This window comes from Streptosporangium sp. NPDC000563 (genome assembly GCF_040299985.1).
Classification (GTDB): Bacteria; Actinomycetota; Actinomycetes; order Streptosporangiales; family Streptosporangiaceae; genus Streptosporangium.
In genome coordinates, this window is sequence record NZ_JBEPDA010000019.1 from 84,467 (window position 1) to 106,629 (window position 22,163).

Here is a 22,163-nt window from a genome sequence, read left to right on the forward strand (position 1 = left end):
GATGCCCTCGCGCAGGCACAGCGGGACGATCTCCGGTTCGACGACCCGCCACAGCATGTTGTACTGCGGCTGGTTGGAGACGATGCCGGGGTCGTTCTCAGTGCCGCGTGCTCAGTCTCGCGGTCTCAGTGCTCGCGGTCTCAGTGCTTGTGGTCGTGACCCGCGTGGTCGTGGTCTGCGTCCTCGTCGTCGTCCTCGTCCGAGGGGCCGTCGGAGGGCTCGACGCCCAGCACGGCCTCGCGGGGCTCGATCTGGTCGACGTGCTCGATCAGCCCAAGGACGTGGTCCGGCTCGATCAGCCACTGCAGTGCGGTGGCGCCGGTGTCGTCGGCCGAGACCAGCTCGGCCTGCTCCTTGCGCTCGTCGTCGTCCAGGTCGGCGTCAGGGTGGCTGATCTCCTTCAGCGCGGCGGCCTGCAGGGCGGCGATGTCCTGCACCTCCACGGTCAGCTCAACGGTCAGACGCAGGTAGCGTTCGGTGCCCGATACATCACTCATAGTGTGAATCCTAGTGCCTGGGTGGGGTAAACCAGCCTAAGGGAGTTTCCACTCCACGGGGGTGGTGCCCTGCTTCTCGAGAAGTTCGTTCGTCTTGCTGAACGGGCGGGAGCCGAAGAAGCCGCTGCGGGCCGACAGGGGACTGGGGTGCGCCGACTCGATGGCCGGGACGGAGCCGAGCATCGGGCGCAGGTTGCGGGCGTCGCGTCCCCACAGGATCGCCACCATCGGCTTGTCGCGGGCGACGAGGGCCTTGATGGCCTGCTCGGTGACCTCCTCCCAGCCCTTGCCCCGGTGTGAGGCGGGCTTGCCCGGCATGACGGTGAGCACCCGGTTGAGCAGGAGCACGCCCTGCTCGGTCCAGGGGGTGAGGTCGCCGTTGCTCGGCATCGGCAGCCCGAGGTCCTCGGTGAGCTCCTTGTAGATGTTGCGCAGGCTGCCCGGGATCGGGCGCACGTCCGCGGCGACGGAGAAGCTCAGGCCGATCGGGTGACCCGGCGTGGGGTACGGGTCCTGGCCCACGATCAGCACTTTGACCTGGTCAAACGGCTGTTGGAAGGCGCGGAGCACGTTGGCGCCCGAGGGGAGGTACTGCCTGCCTTCCGCCACCTCCCTCCGGAGGAACTCGCCCATCTCGGCGATCTTCTCGGCGACGGGTTCGAGGGCCTCGGCCCACCCGGCTTCCACGACTTCGTTCAAGGGACGTGCGGCCATGTGCAGGACCCTATCGAGGTTTTAGGCCCGGTACGGCGCGTGCCGGCAATCAGCGCGTGCCGCACCGGGCCTGCCCCTGTTAACTATTTCACCGAGCCAGCCATCATCCCCTGGACGAAATACCGCTGGAAGGCGAAAAAGAGGATCAACGGGATAATCAGCGACAGGAAAGCGCCCGGCGCAAGAATGTCCACGTTGGTCCCGAATTGCCGCATTTGGGACTGTAGGGCCTTGGTCATCGGCTGGTTCTCGGTGTTGGCGAAGACCAGCGAGACGAGCAGGTCGTTCCAGACCCAGAGGAACTGGAAGATGCCGAGCGAGGCGACCGCCGGTTTGGCCAGCGGGAACACCACGGTCGAGAAGATCTTCCATTCCCCGGCGCCGTCCATCCGCGCCGCCTCAAGCAGCGAGCGTGAGATGCCCGCGAAGAAGTTGCGGAGCAGGAAGATGGCGAAGGGGAGGCCGAAGGCGACGTGGAAGAGCACCACGCTCGCGATGGAGCCGAAGATCCCGGCCGAGCCGTACAGTTTCGCGATCGGGATCAGCGCGATCTGGGTCGGCACCACCAGCAGGCCGACCACCACCAGGAACAGCGCGTCCCTGCCGGGAAACTCCATCCAGGCGAACGCGTACGCCGCCATGGCGGCGATGCCGATCACCAGGATGGTCGAGGGCACCGTGATGAACACGGTGTTCCAGAACGACGCGGTGAACCCGGTGGCGAGCAGGTTGGAGTAGTTCTCCAGGGTCAGCTCGGCCGGCTTGGTGAGGATCGTCCACCAGCCGCTGGAGTTGTTGGCCGCCTCCTCGCGGATCGAGACCACGAACAGGCCCAAGGTGGGAACCAGCCAGAACAGGCCGACCAGCACCAGTACCGCCTGGACCAGGCCGTTGCCCAGCCGGTCCACGATCCTGCCGAGGACGCCGCGAGGTGGGGTGCCAAGGGTGGAGGTCGTCACTGGTTGTCCCTCCTGAACCGGCGGATGTTGAGAATCATGAAGGGAAGGACGAGGAGCAGCAGGAAGATGGCGAGCGCGCTGCCCAGCCCCTGGTTGCTGCCTCCGCCGAACGAGACCCGCCACATCTCCAGCGCGATCACATTGGCCTGCGGCTGCACCGATCCCGGTGCGATGACGAAGACCAGGTCGAAGACCTTCAGGGTATTAATGATCATCGTGACGAACACGACGAGCAGTACCGGGGAGAGCAGCGGAACGGTGATCTTGCGGAACACCTGCCACTCGGTGGCCCCGTCGATGCGGGCCGCCTCCAGCGCGTCGCGCGGGATGGCCGCGAGCCCTGCCGCGATCAGTACCATCGCGAACCCGGCCCACACCCAGACGAACGCGCCGATGATCGCCGGAGTGATCAGTGTCGGGCCCAGCCAGGGGATCCCGCCGAACGCCGCCTCGAAGTTCGACTGCGGCAGTCGCACCTGGTATTCGCCCGGAGCGAGCCCGGTGAAGCGGAAGGTGCCGTCGGCCCCGCTGGTGGCGGTGGCCTTGACGGCGCCGTCCTGCACCGCCTCGACCGTCATCCCGGCCAGGGCCTTCTCGGTGCCGTCCACCTCGTTGGCCGCGCCGCCACCGCCCTGGGTGAAGTCGACCCAGACGGTCCCCGCCAGCTCGCCGGGACCCGGCTGGACCGCCTTCGCCGTGGAGGCCGAGGCGAGGGTGTCGGGCTTCACGCCCACGAGCGGCAGGAGCACCGCCTGCCCCGGCTGTGCGGGCTGCTTGGTGACCACCCCGCCGCCCTGTTCCGCGGTGACGGGGGACTGGTCGTTCTCCCTGGGGCGGGCGTCCGGGTAGCCGTTGCCGGAGCCGAAGAGACCGGTCACCGAGGTGATCACAGCGTTGGCCACACCACGGTCGGGGGCCTGTTCGTAGACGAGGCGGAAGATGACGCCGGAGGCCATCAGGGAGACGGCCATCGGCATGAACACGACCAGTTTGAACGCGGTGGCCCAGCGGATCCGCTCGGTCAGCACCGCGAAGACGAGGCCGATCACGGTGACCAGGGCGGGAGCCACCGCGACCCAGATCAGGTTGTTCCTGATCGTGGTCAGGGTGGAGGAGTCGCTGAAGATCGTCGCGTAGTTCTCCGCCCCGACGAAGGTGCTGCCGCCGGCGTCGTAGAGGCTACGGAAGATCGAGTAGATGATCGGGTAGATCACCATCACGCCGAGTACGAGCGCGCCCGGCAGCAGGAACCAGATCGCCATCCTCGGCGGCGGCCCCAGCCGGGTGGCCCCGGCGGGCACCTTCGCGGGCGTGGCCGCCGGGGCGGCCGCCCCCGCCGTGGCGAGCTCCGGTTCGGCGGCCGGTGCGGCCGGGTCGTCCGACCTGACGTCGGCGAGGGCCGGGTGGCCGTCCCCGCCGTCCGTCTTCTCCGGGGTCTCCGGGGTCCCGGAGGTCTTCGAGGGCTCGTCGGCGGACGGGGTGGCGTCAGAGGTGTGGGGGGAGCCGGCGCCTCGCGCCGGCCGCTGGGTGTCGTCAGGTCCGGAGGAGGGACCGCGGGCGGCGTCGTCGCCGCCACGCGAACCCTGCGGGCCGTCTAACCGGTCGGTCACGGCCTTACTCCCCTACTTCCAGGCCTTCTTGGCCTCGGCCTCAAGCTTGTCCTGGATGCCCTTGATGTCCGAGGGGGTGCGCACGAAGTCCTGCAGGTACTTCCACAGGGCCTTGCCGTCGGTGCCACCGAAGGCGCTGGGCGCGAGGTCGGACATGTCGTAGCGGACCGTGTCACCGGCGGCGATGATCGTCTCGGCGAGCTTCTTGGTCATGTCGTCCGGGTAGTTGTCCGGTGAGACGTTGCGGTTGGGAGAGAGGTAGCCGGGAAGCTTCGCCCAGACCTCGCCGCCCTCCTTGGAGGCGAGGAACTCCAGCAGCGCCATCGAGCCCTCGGACTCCTTCAGCGCCACCGCGATGTCACCGCCCAGCACGACCGGCTCGGTGTCGCCGACCTTGGGGAACGGGAAGTACTTGGCCTCCTCGCCGAGCTTCGCGCCCGACTGCTCGGCCGTGACGCCCACGAAGTCCGCCTCGATGACCATCGCCGACTTGTCCTGGCCGTAGACCTGGGTCACGCAGGTCGGGAAGTCGGTCTGCAGGGCGCCGGCGGAGCCGCCGAGCAGGAACTCCTTCTTGCCGACGAGCTGCGCGATCTTCTCCAGCGCGGTGGTCACGCTGGGGTCGGTCCACGGGATCTCGTGCTTGGAGAGCTTGGTGTAGTTCTCCGGGCCCGCGGAGGACAGGTAGACGTTCTCGAACAGGTCGGTCAGGGTCCAGCCGGAGGCGCCGCAGAGGGAGAACGGCGGGGTGCCCGAGTCGGCGATCGTCTGGGCGGCCTTGATCAGGTCGTCCCAGGTGGCGGGGGGCGTCACACCGGCGTCCTGGAAGGCCTGGTCGCGATACCAGATGAGCGACTTGTGGGCCGCCTTCACCAGCACGCCGTAGGCCTGGCCGTCGGCGGAGCCGAGCTCCTTCCAGTACGGGGTGTAGTTGTCGTCGATCTGCTTCTGGACCTCGGCGGTGAGCGGCTTGAGCGCCTTCTGGTCCGCGTACTGCTGGACCAGGCCGGGCTGGGGCAGGATCGCGACGTCCGGCGGGTTGCCGCCCTCGATGCGCGGCCCGAGGTAGGCGCCGGTGTCCTCACCGGTGGAGGCGTAGGTGACCTTGGCGCCGGTCTTCTCCTCGAACGCCTTGAGCACCTGCTCGAAGTTGGTCTGCTCGGCGCCGGTCCACTTGGCGGCGACCTCGACGGTCACCCCTGCGAGGTTCTTGGCGGCCGGGGCCGACGCGGGCGCGCTGTCACTCGTGGCCGGTGCGGGGGCGGCCGACTCGCCGCCGCCGCACGCGGCGAGTGCCAGGGCGAGTCCCGCCGTCGTCACCGCTGCGATGGTTTTGCGCATACTGAACAGACCTCCTGAGACATTGAGGCTTGAAATCGGGATATGTAGGACGAACAACCAGCCGAAATGGGGATGACGGCTTCTGCCGGGGGATGCCCCGGCCTCATTGGGCCCGGATTATCTCTTCGAGTTGGCCCTTCATGGAGGAGACGACGTCGTCGCCGTCGCCGTCCTTCGCGAAAGGCGGTGTGAGGGCGTTGGAGACCGCGCTGGCGATCACCAGGCTCACCTGGTTGTAGTTGGCGCCGGCGGGCCTGGGCCGAGCGGAGAGGATGCTCTGCTTCAGGACCGGCAGGTAGGGAAAACGCCTGATCAGGTCGGGATCGTCGTACAGTTCGGCCCACACGGGCGGGAACGAGCCGTCGGCGAGCACCCGCCGCTGGTTCTCCAGGCCGGTGAAGTAGCGGATGAACTCGGTGGCCGACTTCTGCCGCTTGGAGAAGGCGCTCACCGCGAGGTTGTAGCCGCCGAGCGAACCGGTGCCGGGGCCGTCGAGGCCGGGCAGCCGGGTCACCCCGAACTTGCCGGCGACCGCCGAGGTGGTGGCCGGTCCGTAGGCGTGCGGCCAGTTGCGGGCGAAGGCGAGCCGTCCCTCCTCGAAGGCGAGCTGCGCCTCGTCCTCCTTGTAGGAGAGCGACTCCTCCGGGATCCAACCCTCCCGGAACCCGTCCATCAGGAAGTCGAGGCCGACCTTCGCCTTGGCCACGTCCATGGTCACCTTGGTGCCGTCCAGGCTGAGGATCTGCCCGCCCGCCGACTGCACGGCCTCGGTGAAGTTGACGGTCAGGCCCTCGTAGGCCAGGAACTGCCCCGCGTAGCCGCCGATGCCGTACTTGTCGTGCAGGGCGCGCGCCTGGGTGCGCAACTCCGCCCAGGTCTTCGGCGGCTTGAAGCCCTCCTTGGCCAGCAGGTCCCTGCGGTAGTAGAGGAGGCCGGCGTTGCTGGTGTAGGGAACCGCCCAGAGCTTGCCCCGGTAGACCGCCGTGTCGACGACCGGCGGCAGGAACCGGTCGAGCGGGAACATCGTGCGCTCCAGCGGCAGGATCCAGCCGGCCTCGGCGAACTCGGCGGTCCAGATCACGTCCAATCCGATCACGTCGTATCGGTCGCTTTTGGCCTGGAGGTTGGCGACCATCTGCGCCCGCTGCTCGTCGGCGGCCTCGGGGAGTTCGAGCAGGGTCGCCCGCTCCCCGGGGTGGGCCTGGTTCCAGCGGTCGAGCAGCGGCTGCAGGTAGGCGGTCGCGGGGCGTCCGATCACCAGGGTGAACGGACCGGTCCCGCCGAACCGCTCATCCTCCTGGGCGCCGGCCGCCGAACATCCCGCCAACCCCGCCACGAGAAGCACGGCGAGCGCGACGGGGATGAGTCGGCGCACCATGACCTCCCGGTTTCCAGTTGGTTACATACGTGTTAGGTAGATGCATGCATGTTATGCATAGCGGTATCATCACCGTCAACGGATAACCCCGTAACGCTCACGTAACGAGCTCTCCGAGGAGGTGGGGCGTGCGGCTGACGCTGCTGGCGCTCCTCGCGAAGGAACCTGCCCACGGCTACGAGCTCAAACAGGCACTTGAACAGATCTTCGGCAGCGCCTACCCTTCACCGAACATCGGGCAGATCTACGTCACGCTCGGCCGTCTGGAGAAGGACGGTCTGGTGCGCGCCGTGGACGTCGAGCAGTCCAACCGGCCGAACAAGAAGGTCTACTACCTGACGGCCGCCGGCCGCGAGATCCTCGACACGTGGGTGGACGAGCCCACCGAGGGCCCCAGGGTCCGGGACGAGTTCTTCATGAAGCTCGTGCTGGCCCCGATGACCGGCATCGCCGACAGAATGGCGATGATCAATCGCCAGCGCCGTCACTACCTCGGACTCATGCGTGACCTCAACGAACTCGCCGAGCGGACCGACCCGGAGAACCAGGTCGCGCTCCTGCTGGTCGAGGGGGCCATGCTGCACCTCCAGGCCGACCTCGACTGGCTCGAACGCTGCCAGGAGGAGCTGAGTTGACCTCTCCCGTGGTTCCCGTGGTCGAAACCGTCAACCTCGTCAAGATCTACCAGGACGGCGGGGTGCCGGTGCCCGCGGTGCGAGGGGTCGACCTGCGGGTGAGCCCGGGGGAGTTCGTGGCGGTCATGGGCCCCTCCGGCTCGGGAAAGTCCACCCTGGTCCACATGATCGGCGGTCTTGAGGCGAGGACCAGCGGTGAGATCTGGCTCGACGGGCAGCGGGCCGACACGCTCAGCGAGAGCGCCTGGGCGCTGCTTCGCCGCCGGAGGGTCGGTTTCGTCTTCCAGTTCTTCAATCTCGTCGCCAACATGACCGTGGCCGACAACGTCGAGCTGCCCGCGCTGCTGGCGGGGGCCTCCACGCGCGAGGCCCGCCGCCGCCGCGAATACCTCCTCGGCGAGCTCGGCCTCACCGCCCGCGCCGACGCCGCCCCCTCGCAGCTCGCCGGGGGCGAGCAGCAGCGGGTCGCGCTCGCCCGCGCGCTGGCCAACGAGCCGAGCCTGCTGCTCGCGGACGAGCCCACCGGCAACCTCGACAGCCGCAACACCCGCGACGTCCTGCGCCTGCTCGGCGAGGTCCACCGCGAGGGCCAGGCCATCATCCTGGTCACCCACGACGCCAGGGTCGCCAGCCTGGCCGACCGGGTGGTCTCCCTCCTGGACGGCCAGGTCGTCGACGACGGGGGCGCCGGGCTGGTCCGCCGCCGCCCCAAGGGCAGCGCCGGCGACGTCGTCGAGCTGAGAGGCTGACGGTGCGCCTTCTGCCCTCCCCGTCCGAGGGGCCGCCTCGGCCCGTGCTCCCCAGGCTCCTCCGGGTCGGCGACGTCGTCGCGGGCGGCATCACGGGTTCGCCTCCGCCGGTGCCTTCGGGGCTCGCCGGTCCGACGGCCTTGCGGGCTTCGGGGCTCGCCGGTCCGACGGTCCCGCGGGCTTCGGGGGCCCCACGGGTTTCGCGAATCATGCGGAAGGCATCGCGGTGAGCACCGTCCGCGCCTCCGTGAGGTGGATCCGCGCCGATATCAGGGCCCGCAGGGGCCAGGCGCTGCTCACGCTGCTCGCCGTCGCCGGGATCGTCACGGCGCTGATCACCTCCGCGACCCTCCTGGAGGACGGCACCAACCCGTGGCGAGGGCTGTTCGCCGAGTCCAGGGGCGCGCACGTGTGGATACACACCAAGGACGCCCCCGACCCGGCCGCGCTGTCGAGGCTGCCCGGCGTGGTCCAGGTCGCGGGCCCCTACCGGTCGGCTCCGGTCACCCTCACGCTGGACGGCAAGAGGTCGCCGGTGGCGCTGCGGGAGATGTCCGCGACGCCGCCCCGGGTCGCCGCCCCGCTGATCCGCGAGGGGCGCCCGCTGCGCTCCGGCGACACCGACGGCGTGGTCGTCGAGCGCTCCTTCGCCAAGGCGCTCGGCCTGAGGGTGGGCGGAGCCTTCCCGGTGACCGCGCTCAACGGCGCCACCCACCCGCTCATCGTGGTCGGCCTGGCCGACACCGCCGACCAGGGGTTCTACCCCGAGTGGACGCCCGGCCTCGCCTGGACGCTCGCGCCCGTGCTGGCCAGGGTCGAGCCCGCGCTGGGGCGCAGCGAGTCGGTCACCGGGCTGCGCCTGGCCGACGGGGAGGCCACGCTGCCCGCCGTCCACGGCGCCGTCACCCTCCTGGACGAGCAGATCCAGCGGATGTCCACCTGGCGTGAGGTCCGCGCCTCGATGGAGCTGGACAACCGGCTGCTCGGCCTGCTGCTCGCGCTGTTCGGAATCACCGGGCTGGTGGCCGCCGCGCTCGCCATCGCCAACGCGGTGGGCGGCCGGGTGCTGAGCCAGACGCGCGACATCGCCACCCTCAAGTCCCTCGGCTACACCCGGGGCCAGGTGTTCGGCGTGCTCATGGCCGAGCACGGCGCGCTCGGGCTGCTCGGCATCGCCCTCGGACTGGTCTGCGGGCAGATCGCGGCCTCGTTCGTCCTGGACGGGGTGCCGATACTGCCGCTCTCCCCGGTCCCGCTGCTCGCCATCACCGGCGGCACCGCCGCCGTGGTCCTGATCGCGGTGGCGCTGCCCGCCTGGCGGGGCGGCCGCACCCCTCCCGTCCCCGCGGCGCCCGTCGCGCCGCCCAGGAGGCACCTGTCCCGGCTGGCGCGCCTGGCGCTCCTCGTACGGCTGCCTCCCGCCCTGGTCCTGGGCACCCGGGACGCCTTCACCCGTCGCGTCCCGGCGTTCCTGAGCATCTTCGGCGTCGCGATCCCGATGATGATGATCACTATTGGGCTCGGCTGCTGGGCCACCCTGGACGACTTCCTGCGGCACCCGGAGCGGGTCGGCCAGGCGGCGGCGCTCACGGTTCGCCCGGACAAGCTCTCGGCCGACGACGCCCTGCGGATCGCGAGGGCCGACCCGGGGGTGCTGGCGGTCTACCCCGGCACCGAGGTGCCCGCGCTGGAGCCCGAGCAGACCAGGAGTGTGCTGGCCCGCGCCGCCGGAACCTCCGCCGAGCCGTACCCCTTCTCGGTCGTCGAGGGGCGGATGTACGCCGCCAGGGGGGAGGCCGTCGCGGGGCAGGGGCTGCTCGACCTGCTGGGGGTGAAGATCGGAGACCGGATCCGGCTCACCGTCGGCGGCACCCCGCTGATCGTGCACCTGGTGGGCCGGGTGGTGGAGCCCGACCAGGACGGCGAGGTGCTCTCCTTCGGGATCGACAGCCTCGCGGCCAAGGACGCGGTGCCGCCGCAGTTCTACAGCCTGGTGCTCAGGCCGGGCGCCGACCCGGCGGAGGTGAGGGCGCGGCTGATGGTCGCCTCGGGAGAGGCCCTCGAGGTCCGGCGGGTGGTGAACCCGGCGGAACGGCTCGCGATCATCCGCGTGGTGATCGTGGCGTTGATCGTCGTGCTCGCCCTGCTCGGCCTGGCGAACCTCCTGACGGCGAGCGCCCTCGGCCTGCGCGACCACGCCCTCGACCTCGCGGTGCTCAAGGCCATGGGTCTCACCCCCCGGCAGGTGGCGGCCACCCTGGTCACCGGGACCGGCCTGCTGATCGTGCTGGGGGTGGTCGCGGGCACCGTGGCCGGGGCCTCACTCGTCGGCGGGCTGATCGACCTGCAGGGGCACACCAGCGGTGTCGGCGCGGGCATCGGCCGTACGCCCTCGGTCCTGACGCTCGCCGTCGCGGTGCTCGTCGCGGTGGGGAGCGCCCTGCTGGTGACGCTGATCCCGGCGGGGTACGCGGCCCGCGCCCAGGTCCCGGTCACCGCGAGATGACCAGAACTCGTCGGGGTTCACCCGGGACGGCCCCGGGACGGTGACCGTCCCGGGGCCGTAGCGGAAAAGGGGGTTCAGCCGTCGATGCCGGGGACGTCGGCGTTCTTGAGCGAGAACCAGTAGAAACCGTGGCCGGGCAGGGTGAGCAGGTACGGCAGGGTGCCCACGGGGGGGAACCGCACCCCGCCCCTCGCCTCGACGGGGATCATGCCCGCGAAGCGGCGCAGGTCGAGCTCGACCGGCTGCGGATACTTCGAGAGGTTGTTGACGCACAGCATCAGGTCCTCGCCGTCCTCGCGGACGAAGCTGAGCACCGCCGGGTTGCTCGACCACAGCTCGTTGTAGACGCCGGTGCCGAAGACCTGGTGGCTGCGGCGGATCGCCAGCATGTTCCTGGTGAAGTGGAGCAGCGAGGCGGGGTTCTTCTGCTGCGCCTCCACGTTGACCGCCTGGTATCCGTGGATCGGGTCCATGACGACGGGCAGGTACAGGCGTCCGGGGTCGGCCGTGGAGAAGCCCGCGTTGCGGTCGGGGCTCCACTGCATCGGGGTGCGGACCGCGTCGCGGTCCTCCAGCCAGATGTTGTCGCCCATGCCGATCTCGTCGCCGTAGTACATGACCGGGGAGCCGGGCAGCGAGAGCAGCAGCGCGGTGAACAGCTCGATCTGGTCGCGGTCGTTCTCCAGCAGCGGGGCGAGGCGGCGCCGGATGCCGAGGTAGGCCCGCATGCGCGGGTCCTTGGCGTACTCGGCGTGCATGTAGTCGCGCTCCTCCTCGGTGACCGTCTCGAGCGTCAGCTCGTCGTGGTTGCGAAGGAAGATGCCCCACTGGCCGCTGTCGGGGAGCTTCGGGGTCCGCGACATGATCTCGGAGATCGGCTCGCGGCTGCCCCGCCGCACCCCCATGAAGATGCGCGGCATGAGCGGGAAGTGGAAGGCCATGTGGCATTCGTCGCCGCCGGTCGCGGGGTCGCCGAAGTATTCGACCACGTCCTCGGGCCAGCCGTTGGCCTCGGCGAGCAGCACCCGGTCCGGGTAGAGGCGGTCGACCTCGGCGCGGATCTTCTTCAGGTACGCGTGGGTCTCCGGCAGGCCCGAGCAGTCGGTGCCCTCGCGCTCGAAGAGGTAGGGCACCGCGTCGAGCCTGAAGCCGTCGATGCCCAGGTCCAGCCAGAACCGCAGGACCTCCAGCATCGCCTCCTGGACCGCCGGGTTCTCGTAGTTCAGGTCCGGCTGGTGGTGGAAGAAGCGGTGCCAGTAGTACTGCTTGCGGACCGGGTCGTAGGTCCAGTTGGACTCCTCGGCACCGATGAAGATGATCGGCGCGTCGGGATACCCGGTCGGGGTGTCGGACCACACGTAGAAGTCGCCGTACGGCCCCTCGGGGTCGTGCCGGGACGCCTGGAACCAGGGGTGTTTGTCGCTGGTGTGGTTCATCACCAGGTCGGTGATGATGCGCAGGCCCCGCTGGTGCGCCGACTCGATCAGCTCCACGAAGTCCCCGAGGTCCCCGAAGTCCGGAAGGATCTTCATGTAGTCGGAGATGTCGTATCCGCCGTCACGTAGGGGAGATTCGTACAGCGGAAGGAGCCACAGGCAGTCGACGCCGAGCCACTCGACGTAGTCCAGCTTCTCGATGAGACCGCGCAGGTCACCGGTGCCGTCGCCGTTGGAGTCCTTGAACCCGCGGACCAGCACCTCGTAGAAGACCGCGCGCTTGTACCACTGGGGATCCGCCGAGACGAAGTCCTCGGCCACGGACTCCTGGGAAGGGGAGGGGAGGGGGGATGGGTTCATCGTGTTCTCGCTCACGGTGATGAAGGGCAGGACGAAGTCACCGGATGCTCCGGCTGATGATGTTTGGTGACCGCGCCGGCGGGAGCCGTCATCCCCACGAGCTCCATGGCCGCGGACAGGATGAATTTGTGATTCAGGACTGTCCGTTGTGGCGCTTTCTGGGCCGAACACTACCAGCCACCTGAGACCCCCGAAGCCCTCTTGGCGTGGTACATCGCCCCCGCCCCACGGAATTTTCGCGCGCATCGCGCCACGACCGCGTAATCGTCGCGTCGCTGATTGTTTTCCTGCGTGAAACACGACACGCCGCAGAGGGGTGACCTCGTCCTATGCCCGGGGATCGGGCCGATACACGGACCCTCCCGCGCGGCCGGGAGCCGGTCCTTTGCGCGGATGTTGCGCATCGGGTCCCCGGAGCATTCCCGAAAGCATTCTCGGGGCACTCTCAGGGCACTCCGGGGGCACTCGCGGGGCACTCGCGGGGCACTCACGGGGCACGGAGAAACCCTCGCGGAACGGACGACTCGGAAAGGACCGGGCGGGAACGGGAACGGACGGAGGCCGCTCCCGGCGCGGAGGGAGAGGGGATCAGTTCCAGGGCGGGGTGAGGTCGGGAAGGTGGTCCCGGTAGTCGCCGAGCCAGGCGCCGAACAGCACGAGGCCGCGCACCCAGAATCGGTCGTTCCAGCCGTTGAACCGCGCCAGCGCGTCGGGGCCCTCGGCGACCACGGCGTGGAGCTGCTCCGACAGCAGCGAGGGCACGGCGCCGGCGACCCGGGTGAGCATCAGGTGGCTGTACTCCCTGGCGGGCGCGGCGGCCGAGCGGAGCGGGACCCGCTGGAGCGGCTGCTTGACCACGTTGGTGGAGGGCAGCGCGGCCACGCGCGGGTTGGCCGCGTACAGGACCTCGCGGTAGAAGCGCCCCTGGTCCTTGCGGTGCACGCCGACCGAGAGCGCCGCGTCGAAGAAGGCGGGGTGGATGAACGGTGCCGCGAAGGAGGCCTCGGGGCCGACCAGGTTGACCGGGGAGCGGGCGATGCCCCGCGCGGTCCTGGTGTGCAGGACCGAGAGCGGCAACTCGGCCCGGTGGCCGTTGAGCATCGCGGTCGACTGGGTGAAGGCGTGTCTCACGCTGTCGGTGATCCACGCCTCGGCCCCCTCCGACAGGAACGGCACGGACGGGGAGCCGAGCGCGAGCGAGCCGAGCAGCGCGGCCTTGCGCTCGGCCTGCGTGGAGGCGCCGAGCGCGGCCCCGCTGACCATGAAGTTCTTCAGCAGCGGCCCTCCGGCCAGCCCGTCGACGAGGGTCCGCCCCGCCCGGTGCACCTCGCGGGCGAACGGGGTGTACCAGGCGTGGTGCGGGGTGAGGAACTCCAGCCGCCGCGCCGCGGCCAGTGCGTCGTCGGGATAGGAGTCGGCGTCCTGGGTGATCACCCTGTGGCGTACGCCCAGCTCGCGGGTGATCGCCTTGGCGAAGACGATGTCGGTGTCGGTGCCGTCGTCGGGGCTGGTCGTCCACGACTCCACGTCGGCGCCGCGCGCCACCGCCACCGAGCACAGCAGCCGTGAGTCGTAGCCGCCGCTGACCGGCACCAGCAGCGGGCGCCCGTCGAACTCCTTGTAGACCTCGTGCAGGATCTCCAGGATCTCCCCGGCGGTCCTGCCCGCCTCGTACGGCTCCTCGCGCAGCCAGCGGGGCAGCATCCGCTCGACGCCGATCCGGTCCGACGCCCGGTCGAAGACGAGCGCGCTCGCCCCCGCGAGCCGCTTCACCTGCGTGTACGGGGTGTCGTCGCGCAGCGGGAAGGTGAGCTGGATGATCGAGGCCCAGGCGTCCCAGTTGATCTCGTACGGCGTGCGCGCGAGGGAGAGCAGCGGTTCGAGCAGCGAGGAGAAGTAGACGGCCCCGCCGTAGGACAGGTAGTAGACGTCCACGAGGCCGAGACCTCCGGTGTGCAGCGTGATCCGCTCACCGTCGTCGATCAGGCCGGGCGTCTCGTAGGTCTCCGCCACCGTGATCCACGGCGCCGCGCCGCCGGGCCTGCGCTCGCCCCAGGCGAAGGCCCAGGTGCGCTCGTCGCGCCGGTACGGGGGCAGCGGGGAGGAACTGAACAGGGCCGCGTTCTGGGCCTGGACGGCGGGTCTGACCCGCGGCCCCGCCTCGCGCAACCTCTCCAGGACGGCCTCGTCGAGGTGTCCGATGCCGCCGCAGACGTACGGCCTCACATTGAACGTCGGCCACTGCACCGTGCTGACTCCTCTGTGTCGCGATTGACCAAAGGGTATCCTTTCGCCCGGCTCACGAAACGGAGGACGGCGTGGCGGGCGAGCAACTCGAAAGCACACGACAGGCGTTGCGGGAGGCGGTGGCGCACGCGGAGAGGGCTTCCGAGCTGGCCCGCCTGCTCGACGCGGCACAGGCCAAGATCGCCGATGCGGAGCGTGCGGCCGAGGAGCTGCGCGGGGTGAAGGAGCTGCTGAGCGAGACCGAGGAGCGGCTCGAAGCCGCGAACGCGGCCGAGGAGAAGCTCCGCAAGGAGCTGGCCGAGCAGCGCTACCAGGCCGAGGTGGCGAAGTGGAAGCTCTCCTCGGTGCAGGTGGCCCGCTGGTCACGGCTGGGCGACGCGATCAAGACGGGCAAGAGCAACCCGGTGCGGCTGGCGCGCGGCCTGCGCGGGGCGGCCAAGCCGGCCAAGCGCCCGACCGCTCCCAAGCGCCAGCCGGTGCCGCGCAAGGCGGGCGACAAGGCGCCGGTGCCCGGGGCGTCCTTCCAGGCCACCAGCTCCGTCAGGACCGTCGGCGGCAGGCCGGTGAAGCTCAAGCCGTACCGCGTCCCGACCGGCCCGAACACCCGCCCGCACCTCACCGCCGCCGTGATCGCCGCGCCGCACGGCGAGGCGCTGCTGCGCTACGAGTGGCGCCAGACCACCGGTTTCACGCCGAAGGACTTCGCCAGGGTGCTGGCCGCCGAGGTCCCGCACCTGCTGCTGGTCGAGTCGGTGACGGAGGGGCCGTGGGCGGAGGAGCTGCGCCGGCCCGGCCAGGGACTGCACGCGCTGCTGGCCTGGTGCGCGGAGCGGGGCATCCGCACGGTCTTCTGGCACACCGGGGGCACGCCCGCCGAGTTCGTCGCCGCGGCCCGGCTGTTCGAGCACGTCGTGACCGCGCTGCCCAAGTCCGTGGGGCCGTGGGGCACCGCGCTGGCGGCCCAGGAGCCCGAGCAGGGACGCCGGGCGCCCTCGCTGGGAATCCTGCCCTTCGCGATCCAGCCGCGCGTGCACAATCCGTTGCCGCTCGCCGGGGACCGGTTCGAGCGGGTGCTCTCGCTGGAGGAGCTGCTTCCGGGGCACCTGTCGTACCCGGACGTCCTCACCTCCTACCGCTGGCCCGTCGCGGTCGACTGCCCGCCGGGCACGGAGCCCTGGCGGATGGCGGAGCTCGCCGCCTGCGGCACCCCCATCGGCACCGAGCCCGACGCGCGCCGCGCCCACCTGGCACTCCGCCAGGCGTACGCCTCGGGCACGATGACCAACAAGGTCGACGACCTGCTGGACGCGATCGGCCTGCCCAGCGGCAGGGCCACCCTGAACATCTCGGTGATCATGATCGACCGGGGCGACCTCGACTACGCGCTGGCCCAGGTCGCGCCGCAGAAGGGCGTCGTGCAGCTGGTGCTGCTGTCGGACGCCTCGGACGCCGCGGCGCGTGCCCGCGACGCGATGCCCGACGGCGTGCACGTCACGGTGCGCCGCCCCACCTCCAACCTGACCACGGGCGGCCTGCTCAACCGGGCCCTCGACCTGTGCCAGGGCGACCTGGTGGCGGTCATGGACGCCCGCGACCGGTACGGCGAGCACTACCTGGCCGATCTCAGCCGGGCGTTCCTGTTCGCCAGTGCCGACATCGTCGGCAAGGCGGCCTACTACGCCCACCTGCGCGACGTCGCGGCGACCGTGCTGCGCCAGCCCTCGGCCGAGTACTCCTACCTGCCCGACGTCGCGGGAGCCACCCTGCTGGCCCGCCGCGCGGTCCTGCGGGACATCGGCTTCGCCGACGTCTCGGACAACTGGGCCGACGTGCTGATGCGGCAGTGCCGCGCGGACGGGATCAAGGTCTTCTCCGCCGACCGCTTCGGCTACGTCTGCCTCCGCGACCGTGACCGCTGGCTGCTCGGTTCGGCCCAGCTCGTCGACTACGGTCCGGCCGACCCGCACGCCCTGGTCTGAACGCCGGCGACCGTCGGGCGGTCGACGGCGTCACCGACCGCCGGTCGCCCCGTCGCCGCCTGACGACCTCACCGGGAAGTCAGGCTGCCGGGTTGACTTCCTCTCCGGGGCCGAAGCCCTGGGTCGCCACGCTGGAGGGATTTCGATGACGCCGGGCACGCTCGCCGAGGTTCTCGGCCTGCCGCCGATTCCCAGGGGGACGTGGGTGGGGGAGGCGGTCTACGTCTCCCCGGTCGCGCTGCGCAGGGGCGAGGACCCCGAGGAACTGGCGGAGCGGCTGCGCGCGCTGCCGGGGATCACGGCCGTCCGGGTACGGCCCCGGGGTTTCCTGGAGATCGTGGTGGCCGTTCCCGGCGAACTCGTCACGGAGATCGGCGCGACCGTTCCCGTGCCCACGGGCGAAAAGCCCGTTCCCGCGAGGGAGGTCCCCGTGGCCCCCGGTGACACCTCCGCCGTTCCGGTGGCCGAGGGCGGAGTTCCCGTGGACACGCTCGGGGGAGGGTCCGCGTGGAGGGATCTGCCCAGGACGTGGGCCAACCCCGGGTTCGTCGTCAGGTACGCGCACGCGCGGGCGGTCGCCGTACAGCGCTGGGCCGTCGAGCTCGGCGTCGGCGGGGATTTCAGGCCCGAGTTGCTGGAGGACCGCAGGGACCGGGCGGTGCTCAGGCTGCTGGCCGAGATCCACGGCAGGCGGGTGAGCCGGGACCCCGGGTGGGCCGCCTACGCCGAGCAGCTGGCGCTGGCGTACCACGACGCGTTCGAGGGGGCCGCCGCGCTTCCCTCGGGGGACGAGGAGCCGTCGGAGCTCCACACCGCCCGGGTGCGCCTGGCGCGGGCCGTGCGGGACGTGCTGGCCGAGGCGTTGACGGCGCTTGGCGAGACGGCGCCCGAGAGACTGTGATAGACCCTCCCAAAGGAGTTCAAAAGGATCAGGGGAGAGGTGAATGGTCGGGCCTCGTGACTGGGAGGCGCACGAGCCGCGCCGATCAGGGGTGGTCCGGCGGACGCTGCCGACCCTGCTCGCCTTCGCCGTCATCCTCGGCGGGCTCGCCTATCTCGGCGGAGACCTCAGGGAGCTCCTCGGCACCGCCCCCGGCTCGCCCATCTCGGCCGCGGCCAAGCATCGCCTCTACGGGGACACCGAGCCGGTCGACGGCCGCTGCGACACCCTGCCGAAAGACATCGACGCCGACGTCAGGGCGTCGTTGGAGGCTCTGGCCGGCTGCCTGGAACGGATGTGGGCGGCCACCCTGGCGCGGGCGGAGATCGGCTACGAGCCGCCGGGGGAGGTGCGGCTGGTCGACGCCCCCGAGGAGGCCGCGTGCGGGATCGACGACTACGACTGGGCCGGGATCTACTGTCCGGGGCCTCGCGTGGTGAACGTGCTGGTCGAGGGCGAGCGGGCCTTCCCGATGATGTTCACCCTCGCGCACGAGTACGCCCACCATGTCCAGGAGGTGAGCGGGATCGCCGACCAGAGGGGTTCCGAGGCCTTCGACGAGGCGTGGTCGCGGCGGCTCGAACTGCAGGCCGACTGCCTGGCCGCGGTGGCGCTGCGAGGCGTCGCACCGCGCCGGCTGGAGAATTTGCGCCTTCTCGCCGGGCGCGGCCCCGGCGCGGACGAGGGGGCGGAGGCGGGCTACCGGCAGTCGCACGGCTCGGGGACGAGCAGCGCCGGGTGGATGCTGCGCGGCCAGAAGGGCGGCACCGTGGGGTCCTGCAACACCTGGGGCGCTCCCGCCGAGCAGGTCTCCTAGGCTCGGCGGGCCTTCGCCGGGCTTCCCGCCGTACCCTCACGCTTGGCTCGGCGCGTCCGGCCTCCCGCCGTACCCGCTACGCCGAGCGCTCGGTCCTCCGGCCTCCGGGAACGCGCTCACCCGGTCTCTCCCGAGGATCGTGTCGCGGTGCGACCTTAAAATATGTCGTCAAAATGGCCCATAACGTAAAAAGTTCGCGTGTTCGAGCAGGATCGCGTCTCGATGGGTGGGCAATCGTCTCAGGGGGATCACCGGGTCCGATAGCCTCGATCGGGTGAGTCGATTCGTCCACCCCGCCGGTGACCGGCATGCAGAAGTGCTGCCCGAGGAGCGCCCTCCGCACGCACCCGCAAACCTGAACGCGCTCGATCCGACCATCTGGCCCCGAACGTCGAGCCGCGCCGACGGCTCGATCACGATCGGCGGCGCGGACGTGAGGGACCTGGTCGCGGAGCACGGCACCCCGCTCTACGTGGTGGACGAGGAAGACTTCCGCTCCCGCTGCCGTGACTACGCGAGCGCGTTCTCCGGCGGCGAGGTCCACTACGCGGGCAAGGCCTTCCTGTGCCGCGAGGTCGCCCGCTGGATCATGCAGGAGGGCCTCGGCCTGGACGTCTGCAGCGCCGGGGAGCTCGCCGTCGCGCTCAGCGTCGGGTTCCCGCCCGAGCGGATCACCATGCACGGCAACAACAAGTCCCTCGCCGAGCTGGAGAAGGCCGTCGAGGCCGGGATCGGGCACATCGTGGCCGACTCCTTCGAGGAGATCGCCCGCCTGGGCTTCCTCGCCGACAAGCACGGCACGCGTCCCAAGGTGATGATCCGCGTCACCGTGGGCGTCGAGGCCCACACCCACGAGTTCATCGCGACCGCCCACGACGACCAGAAGTTCGGCTTCTCGCTGAGCAGCGGCGCGGCGGCCGAGGCGGCACGGCGGATCCTCGCCCTGCCCCAGCTGGAGCTCGTCGGCCTGCACTCCCACATCGGCTCCCAGATCACCGACACCGCGGGGTTCGAGGTGGCCGCGGCCCGCCTCGCCACCCTCCTGGTCAAGATCAAGGACGAGCACGGCGTCGTGCTGCCCGAGCTCGACCTCGGCGGCGGCTACGGCATCCCGTACGTCGAGGGCGACACCGCGCCCGACGTCAAGGAGATCGCCGACAACCTGCGGGAGATCGTGAGCAGGGTGGCGAGGGGCGCCGGCCTGCCGGTGCCCAAGCTCACCGTCGAGCCGGGCAGGGCGATCGCCGGGCTGGCCGGCGTGACGCTCTACGAGGTCGGCACGATCAAGGACGTCGAGGGCCTGCGCACCTACGTCAGCGTCGACGGCGGCATGAGCGACAACATCCGCACCGCCCTCTACGGCGCCGACTACACCGCGCGCCTCGCCTCCAGGGAGAGCGACGCCAAGCCGATGCTGTCGCGCATGGTCGGCAAGCACTGCGAGAGCGGCGACATGGTCGTGCGCGACCTGTGGCTCCCGGCCGACCTGGCCACCGGTGACCTGATCGCCGTCGCGGGCACCGGCGCCTACTGCCGCTCGCTCGCCAACAACTACAACTACCTCCCCAAGCCCGCCGTGGTCGCGGTCAAGGACGGGGTGTCTCGCGTGATCGTCCGCAGGGAGACCGAGGACGACCTGCTGAGAGGACAGCTGTGAAACGACCCGGAGCGGCCGAGAGCGCCGTCCACGGTGTGAGTGACAAGGGGGCGTGACCGGATGGCACTGAAAGTCGCACTTCTGGGATGCGGCGTCGTCGGTTCCCAGGTGGTCAGGCTCATGCACGAGCAGGCCGACGACCTCGCCGCCCGCGTCGGGGCGCCGCTGGAGCTCGCCGGGGTCGCCGTACGGCGCCTGGGCCGCAGGCGGGACGCCGACGTCGACCCCGCCCTGCTCACCACGGACGCCGAGGCCCTGGTCACCCGCGACGACATCGACGTCGTCGTCGAGGTGATCGGCGGCATCGAGCCCGCCAGGGCACTCATCCTGGCCGCGCTGAACAGCGGCAAGTCGGTCGTCACGGCGAACAAGGCGCTGCTCGCCGAGCACGGGGCGACCATCCACGCCGCGGCCAGGGCCGGTGGCGCCGACCTCTACTTCGAGGCGGCCGTCGCGGGCGCGATCCCGCTGATCAGGCCGCTGCGCGAGTCGCTCGCCGGTGATCACGTGCATCGCGTGCTCGGCATCGTGAACGGCACCACCAACTACATCCTCGACCAGATGGACTCCAGCGGGGCCTCGTTCTCCGACGCGCTGGAGGAGGCGCAGGCGCTGGGCTACGCCGAGGCCGACCCCACCGCCGACGTGGAGGGCTTCGACGCCGCGGCCAAGGCCGCGATCCTCGCGGGGATCGCCTTCCACAGCCGGGTGACGGCCGCCGACGTGCACCGCGAGGGCATCACCGAGATCACCGCGACGGACGTGGCCAGTGCCAAGGCGATGGGATACGTCATCAAGCTGCTCGCGATCTGCGCCCGCTCCGAGGACGGCAGGTCGTTCGGCGTACGGGTGCATCCGGCGATGATCCCCAGAACGCACCCGCTGGCCGGGGTCCGCGAGGCGTACAACGCGGTGTTCGTCGAGGCGCGCTCCGCCGGGCAGCTCATGTTCTACGGCGCGGGGGCGGGCGGCGCCCCGACCGCGAGCGCAGTGCTCGGCGACATCGTGGCCGTGGGACGCAACGTGCTGGCGGGCACCCGGGGACCTGAGGAGTCCACGTACGCGGACCTGGTCGTGCACCCGATGGGCGAGACCGTCACGCGCTACCACGTCTCCCTGGACGTCGCCGACAAGCCGGGCGTGCTCGCGAGGGTCGCCGACATGTTCGCCAAGCAGGACGTCTCCATCCAGACCGTGAGGCAGGAGGGGCACGGCGCGGACGCCCAGCTGGTGCTGGTCACCCACCGGGCGAGCGACGCCGCGCTCTCCGCCACGATCGAGGGCCTGCGCGAGCTGGACATCGTCCGCGACGTGGTGAGCGTCATGCGGGTGGAGGGCGAGGACGCCTCCTAGCGGCTCCGCCGGGCCGTTCTCCTCCACGGGGGTCGGCCCGGCATCGGGTTCCTGGGCATTTGATAACGGTTCATTTGGTGGCCTTTACCGACTTATAGGGTTCTTTCATGCCCTGTCTGCCGTTCCGCGAAAGGGAGTCCACCGTGAAGGTCTTCCACCGGGTGGTGGCGTTCGCCACGGCGCTGGCCGTCGTGGCGACGCTGAGCCCGGCCGCCCACGCGGCGACCGCGCGTCCCTCGAAGAAGATCAAAACGATCGTCGCGCTCACCTTCGACGACGGCGACTCCACCCACCCCGCCGTCGCCCGCATGCTGGAGAAACGCGGTATGCGTGGCACGTTCTACGTCAACACCGACACCGTCGGCGGCGAGGAGAAGCTGACCCGGCGCGAGCTCGCCGCGATCGCGAAGAAGGGGCACGAGATCGGCGGTCACACACTGACCCACGTCCGCCTCACCGAGCTCACCCGGAGCGAGCAGGAAGGCCAGATCTGCGACGACCGCAGGGCGCTGATCGCGTGGGGATACCGGCCCACGACCCTCGCCTACCCGTTCGGCGCGGTCGACTCCGACGCCAAGGCGATGGCTCGGCGGTGCGGCTACGACGCGGCCCGCGGGGTCGGCGGGCTCAAGGAATGGGGCTGCCCCGGCTGCCCGGCCGGTGAGCCCTTCCGTCCGAAGGACCGCTACGACATCCGCACCTCCGGCTCCGTCCGCGAGGACACCCTGCTGCGGCACCTGAAGCAGCAGGTACTCAACGCGGAGAAGACCGGCGGCGGGCTGGTTCCGCTCGTCTTCCACCGCGTCTGCGACGACTGCGGCCTCTACTCGACGACTCCCGGGCTCCTGAACCGGTTCCTCGACTGGCTCGGGACCAGGAAGTCGCACGGCACGGTCGTTCGTACCCTGCAGAGCGCCGTCGGCGCCCGCTACCGCCCCCTTCCCGTGTGGGAGTGAACGCGGCCGAGACCGCCCGGAGACATCCG

General features: G+C 70.6%; 17 protein-coding genes. 9 read left to right on the top strand and 8 right to left on the bottom strand.

Going from position 1 to position 22,163, the window contains the following annotated elements; genetic code table 11:
• Positions 1 to 140: 140 nt before the first annotated feature.
• From ABT352_RS31040 to ABT352_RS31065, 6 genes are all read right to left on the bottom strand, one after another.
• Positions 141 to 497 (bottom strand): hypothetical protein, encoded by a 357-nt coding sequence (locus ABT352_RS31040; protein ID WP_350948527.1) that lies wholly within the window; start codon positions 495 to 497, stop codon positions 141 to 143.
• 36 nt (positions 498 to 533) lie between these two features.
• Positions 534 to 1,211, bottom strand: a complete 678-nt coding sequence (locus ABT352_RS31045) for a uracil-DNA glycosylase (protein ID WP_350948528.1) — start codon at positions 1,209 to 1,211, stop codon at positions 534 to 536.
• Between the two features lie 83 nt (positions 1,212 to 1,294).
• A complete protein-coding gene (locus tag ABT352_RS31050; protein WP_350948529.1) occupies positions 1,295 to 2,170 on the bottom strand; it encodes a carbohydrate ABC transporter permease in 876 nt (291 codons plus the stop codon).
• On the bottom strand, positions 2,167 to 3,780 hold the full coding sequence (locus ABT352_RS31055) for an ABC transporter permease subunit (RefSeq protein ID WP_350948530.1): 1,614 nt from the start codon (positions 3,778 to 3,780) through the stop codon (positions 2,167 to 2,169). The genes ABT352_RS31050 and ABT352_RS31055 overlap by 4 nt, the downstream gene beginning before the upstream one ends.
• Before the next feature lie 12 nt (positions 3,781 to 3,792).
• Positions 3,793 to 5,121 carry an ABC transporter substrate-binding protein gene (locus ABT352_RS31060; RefSeq protein ID WP_350948531.1) on the bottom strand — a complete coding sequence of 443 codons (1,329 nt, stop codon included), beginning with the start codon at positions 5,119 to 5,121 and terminating at the stop codon, positions 3,793 to 3,795.
• A gap of 103 nt (positions 5,122 to 5,224) precedes the next feature.
• Positions 5,225 to 6,499: an ABC transporter substrate-binding protein gene (locus ABT352_RS31065; protein ID WP_350948532.1), complete on the bottom strand. Its 1,275-nt coding sequence runs from the start codon at positions 6,497 to 6,499 to the stop codon at positions 5,225 to 5,227.
• A 128-nt stretch (positions 6,500 to 6,627) separates the two neighbouring features.
• Between ABT352_RS31065 and ABT352_RS31070 the strand changes: the two genes are divergently transcribed.
• The 3 genes from ABT352_RS31070 to ABT352_RS31080 all read left to right on the top strand — a co-directional run bounded on the left by ABT352_RS31070 (position 6,628) and on the right by ABT352_RS31080 (position 10,389).
• Complete coding sequence (locus ABT352_RS31070) at positions 6,628 to 7,134, top strand: PadR family transcriptional regulator (RefSeq protein WP_350948533.1); 507 nt, start codon at positions 6,628 to 6,630, stop codon at positions 7,132 to 7,134.
• On the top strand, positions 7,131 to 7,883 hold the full coding sequence (locus ABT352_RS31075; protein WP_350948534.1) for an ABC transporter ATP-binding protein: 753 nt from the start codon (positions 7,131 to 7,133) through the stop codon (positions 7,881 to 7,883). Before ABT352_RS31070 ends, ABT352_RS31075 begins: the two co-directional genes overlap by 4 nt.
• 226 nt (positions 7,884 to 8,109) lie before the next feature.
• Complete coding sequence (locus ABT352_RS31080; RefSeq protein ID WP_350948535.1) at positions 8,110 to 10,389, top strand: FtsX-like permease family protein; 2,280 nt, start codon at positions 8,110 to 8,112, stop codon at positions 10,387 to 10,389.
• Between the two features lie 74 nt (positions 10,390 to 10,463).
• Here ABT352_RS31080 and treS read toward each other — a convergent pair whose 3' ends face one another.
• Both treS and ABT352_RS31090 read right to left on the bottom strand, forming a co-directional pair.
• Positions 10,464 to 12,185 (bottom strand): maltose alpha-D-glucosyltransferase, encoded by a 1,722-nt coding sequence (gene treS / locus ABT352_RS31085; protein ID WP_350948536.1) that lies wholly within the window; start codon positions 12,183 to 12,185, stop codon positions 10,464 to 10,466.
• A gap of 588 nt (positions 12,186 to 12,773) precedes the next feature.
• On the bottom strand, positions 12,774 to 14,432 hold the full coding sequence (locus tag ABT352_RS31090) for an asparagine synthetase B family protein (RefSeq protein WP_350948537.1): 1,659 nt from the start codon (positions 14,430 to 14,432) through the stop codon (positions 12,774 to 12,776).
• A gap of 71 nt (positions 14,433 to 14,503) precedes the next feature.
• On the opposite strand from ABT352_RS31090, the gene ABT352_RS31095 reads away from it, so the two are divergent.
• The 6 genes from ABT352_RS31095 to ABT352_RS31120 all read left to right on the top strand — a co-directional run bounded on the left by ABT352_RS31095 (position 14,504) and on the right by ABT352_RS31120 (position 22,134).
• A complete protein-coding gene (locus ABT352_RS31095) occupies positions 14,504 to 16,411 on the top strand; it encodes a glycosyltransferase (RefSeq protein WP_350948538.1) in 1,908 nt (635 codons plus the stop codon).
• A gap of 145 nt (positions 16,412 to 16,556) precedes the next feature.
• On the top strand, positions 16,557 to 17,312 hold the full coding sequence (locus ABT352_RS31100) for a DALR anticodon-binding domain-containing protein (RefSeq protein WP_350948539.1): 756 nt from the start codon (positions 16,557 to 16,559) through the stop codon (positions 17,310 to 17,312).
• A gap of 43 nt (positions 17,313 to 17,355) precedes the next feature.
• Complete coding sequence (locus tag ABT352_RS31105) at positions 17,356 to 18,168, top strand: neutral zinc metallopeptidase (RefSeq protein ID WP_350948540.1); 813 nt, start codon at positions 17,356 to 17,358, stop codon at positions 18,166 to 18,168.
• 274 nt (positions 18,169 to 18,442) lie between these two features.
• Positions 18,443 to 19,825, top strand: a complete 1,383-nt coding sequence (gene lysA / locus ABT352_RS31110; RefSeq protein ID WP_350948541.1) for a diaminopimelate decarboxylase — start codon at positions 18,443 to 18,445, stop codon at positions 19,823 to 19,825.
• Between the two features lie 60 nt (positions 19,826 to 19,885).
• Positions 19,886 to 21,178: a homoserine dehydrogenase gene (locus ABT352_RS31115; RefSeq protein WP_350948542.1), complete on the top strand. Its 1,293-nt coding sequence runs from the start codon at positions 19,886 to 19,888 to the stop codon at positions 21,176 to 21,178.
• Between the two features lie 107 nt (positions 21,179 to 21,285).
• Entirely contained in the window at positions 21,286 to 22,134 is an 849-nt protein-coding gene (locus ABT352_RS31120; protein WP_350948543.1) for a polysaccharide deacetylase family protein, read from the top strand.
• The last annotated feature ends 29 nt before the right edge of the window (positions 22,135 to 22,163 follow it).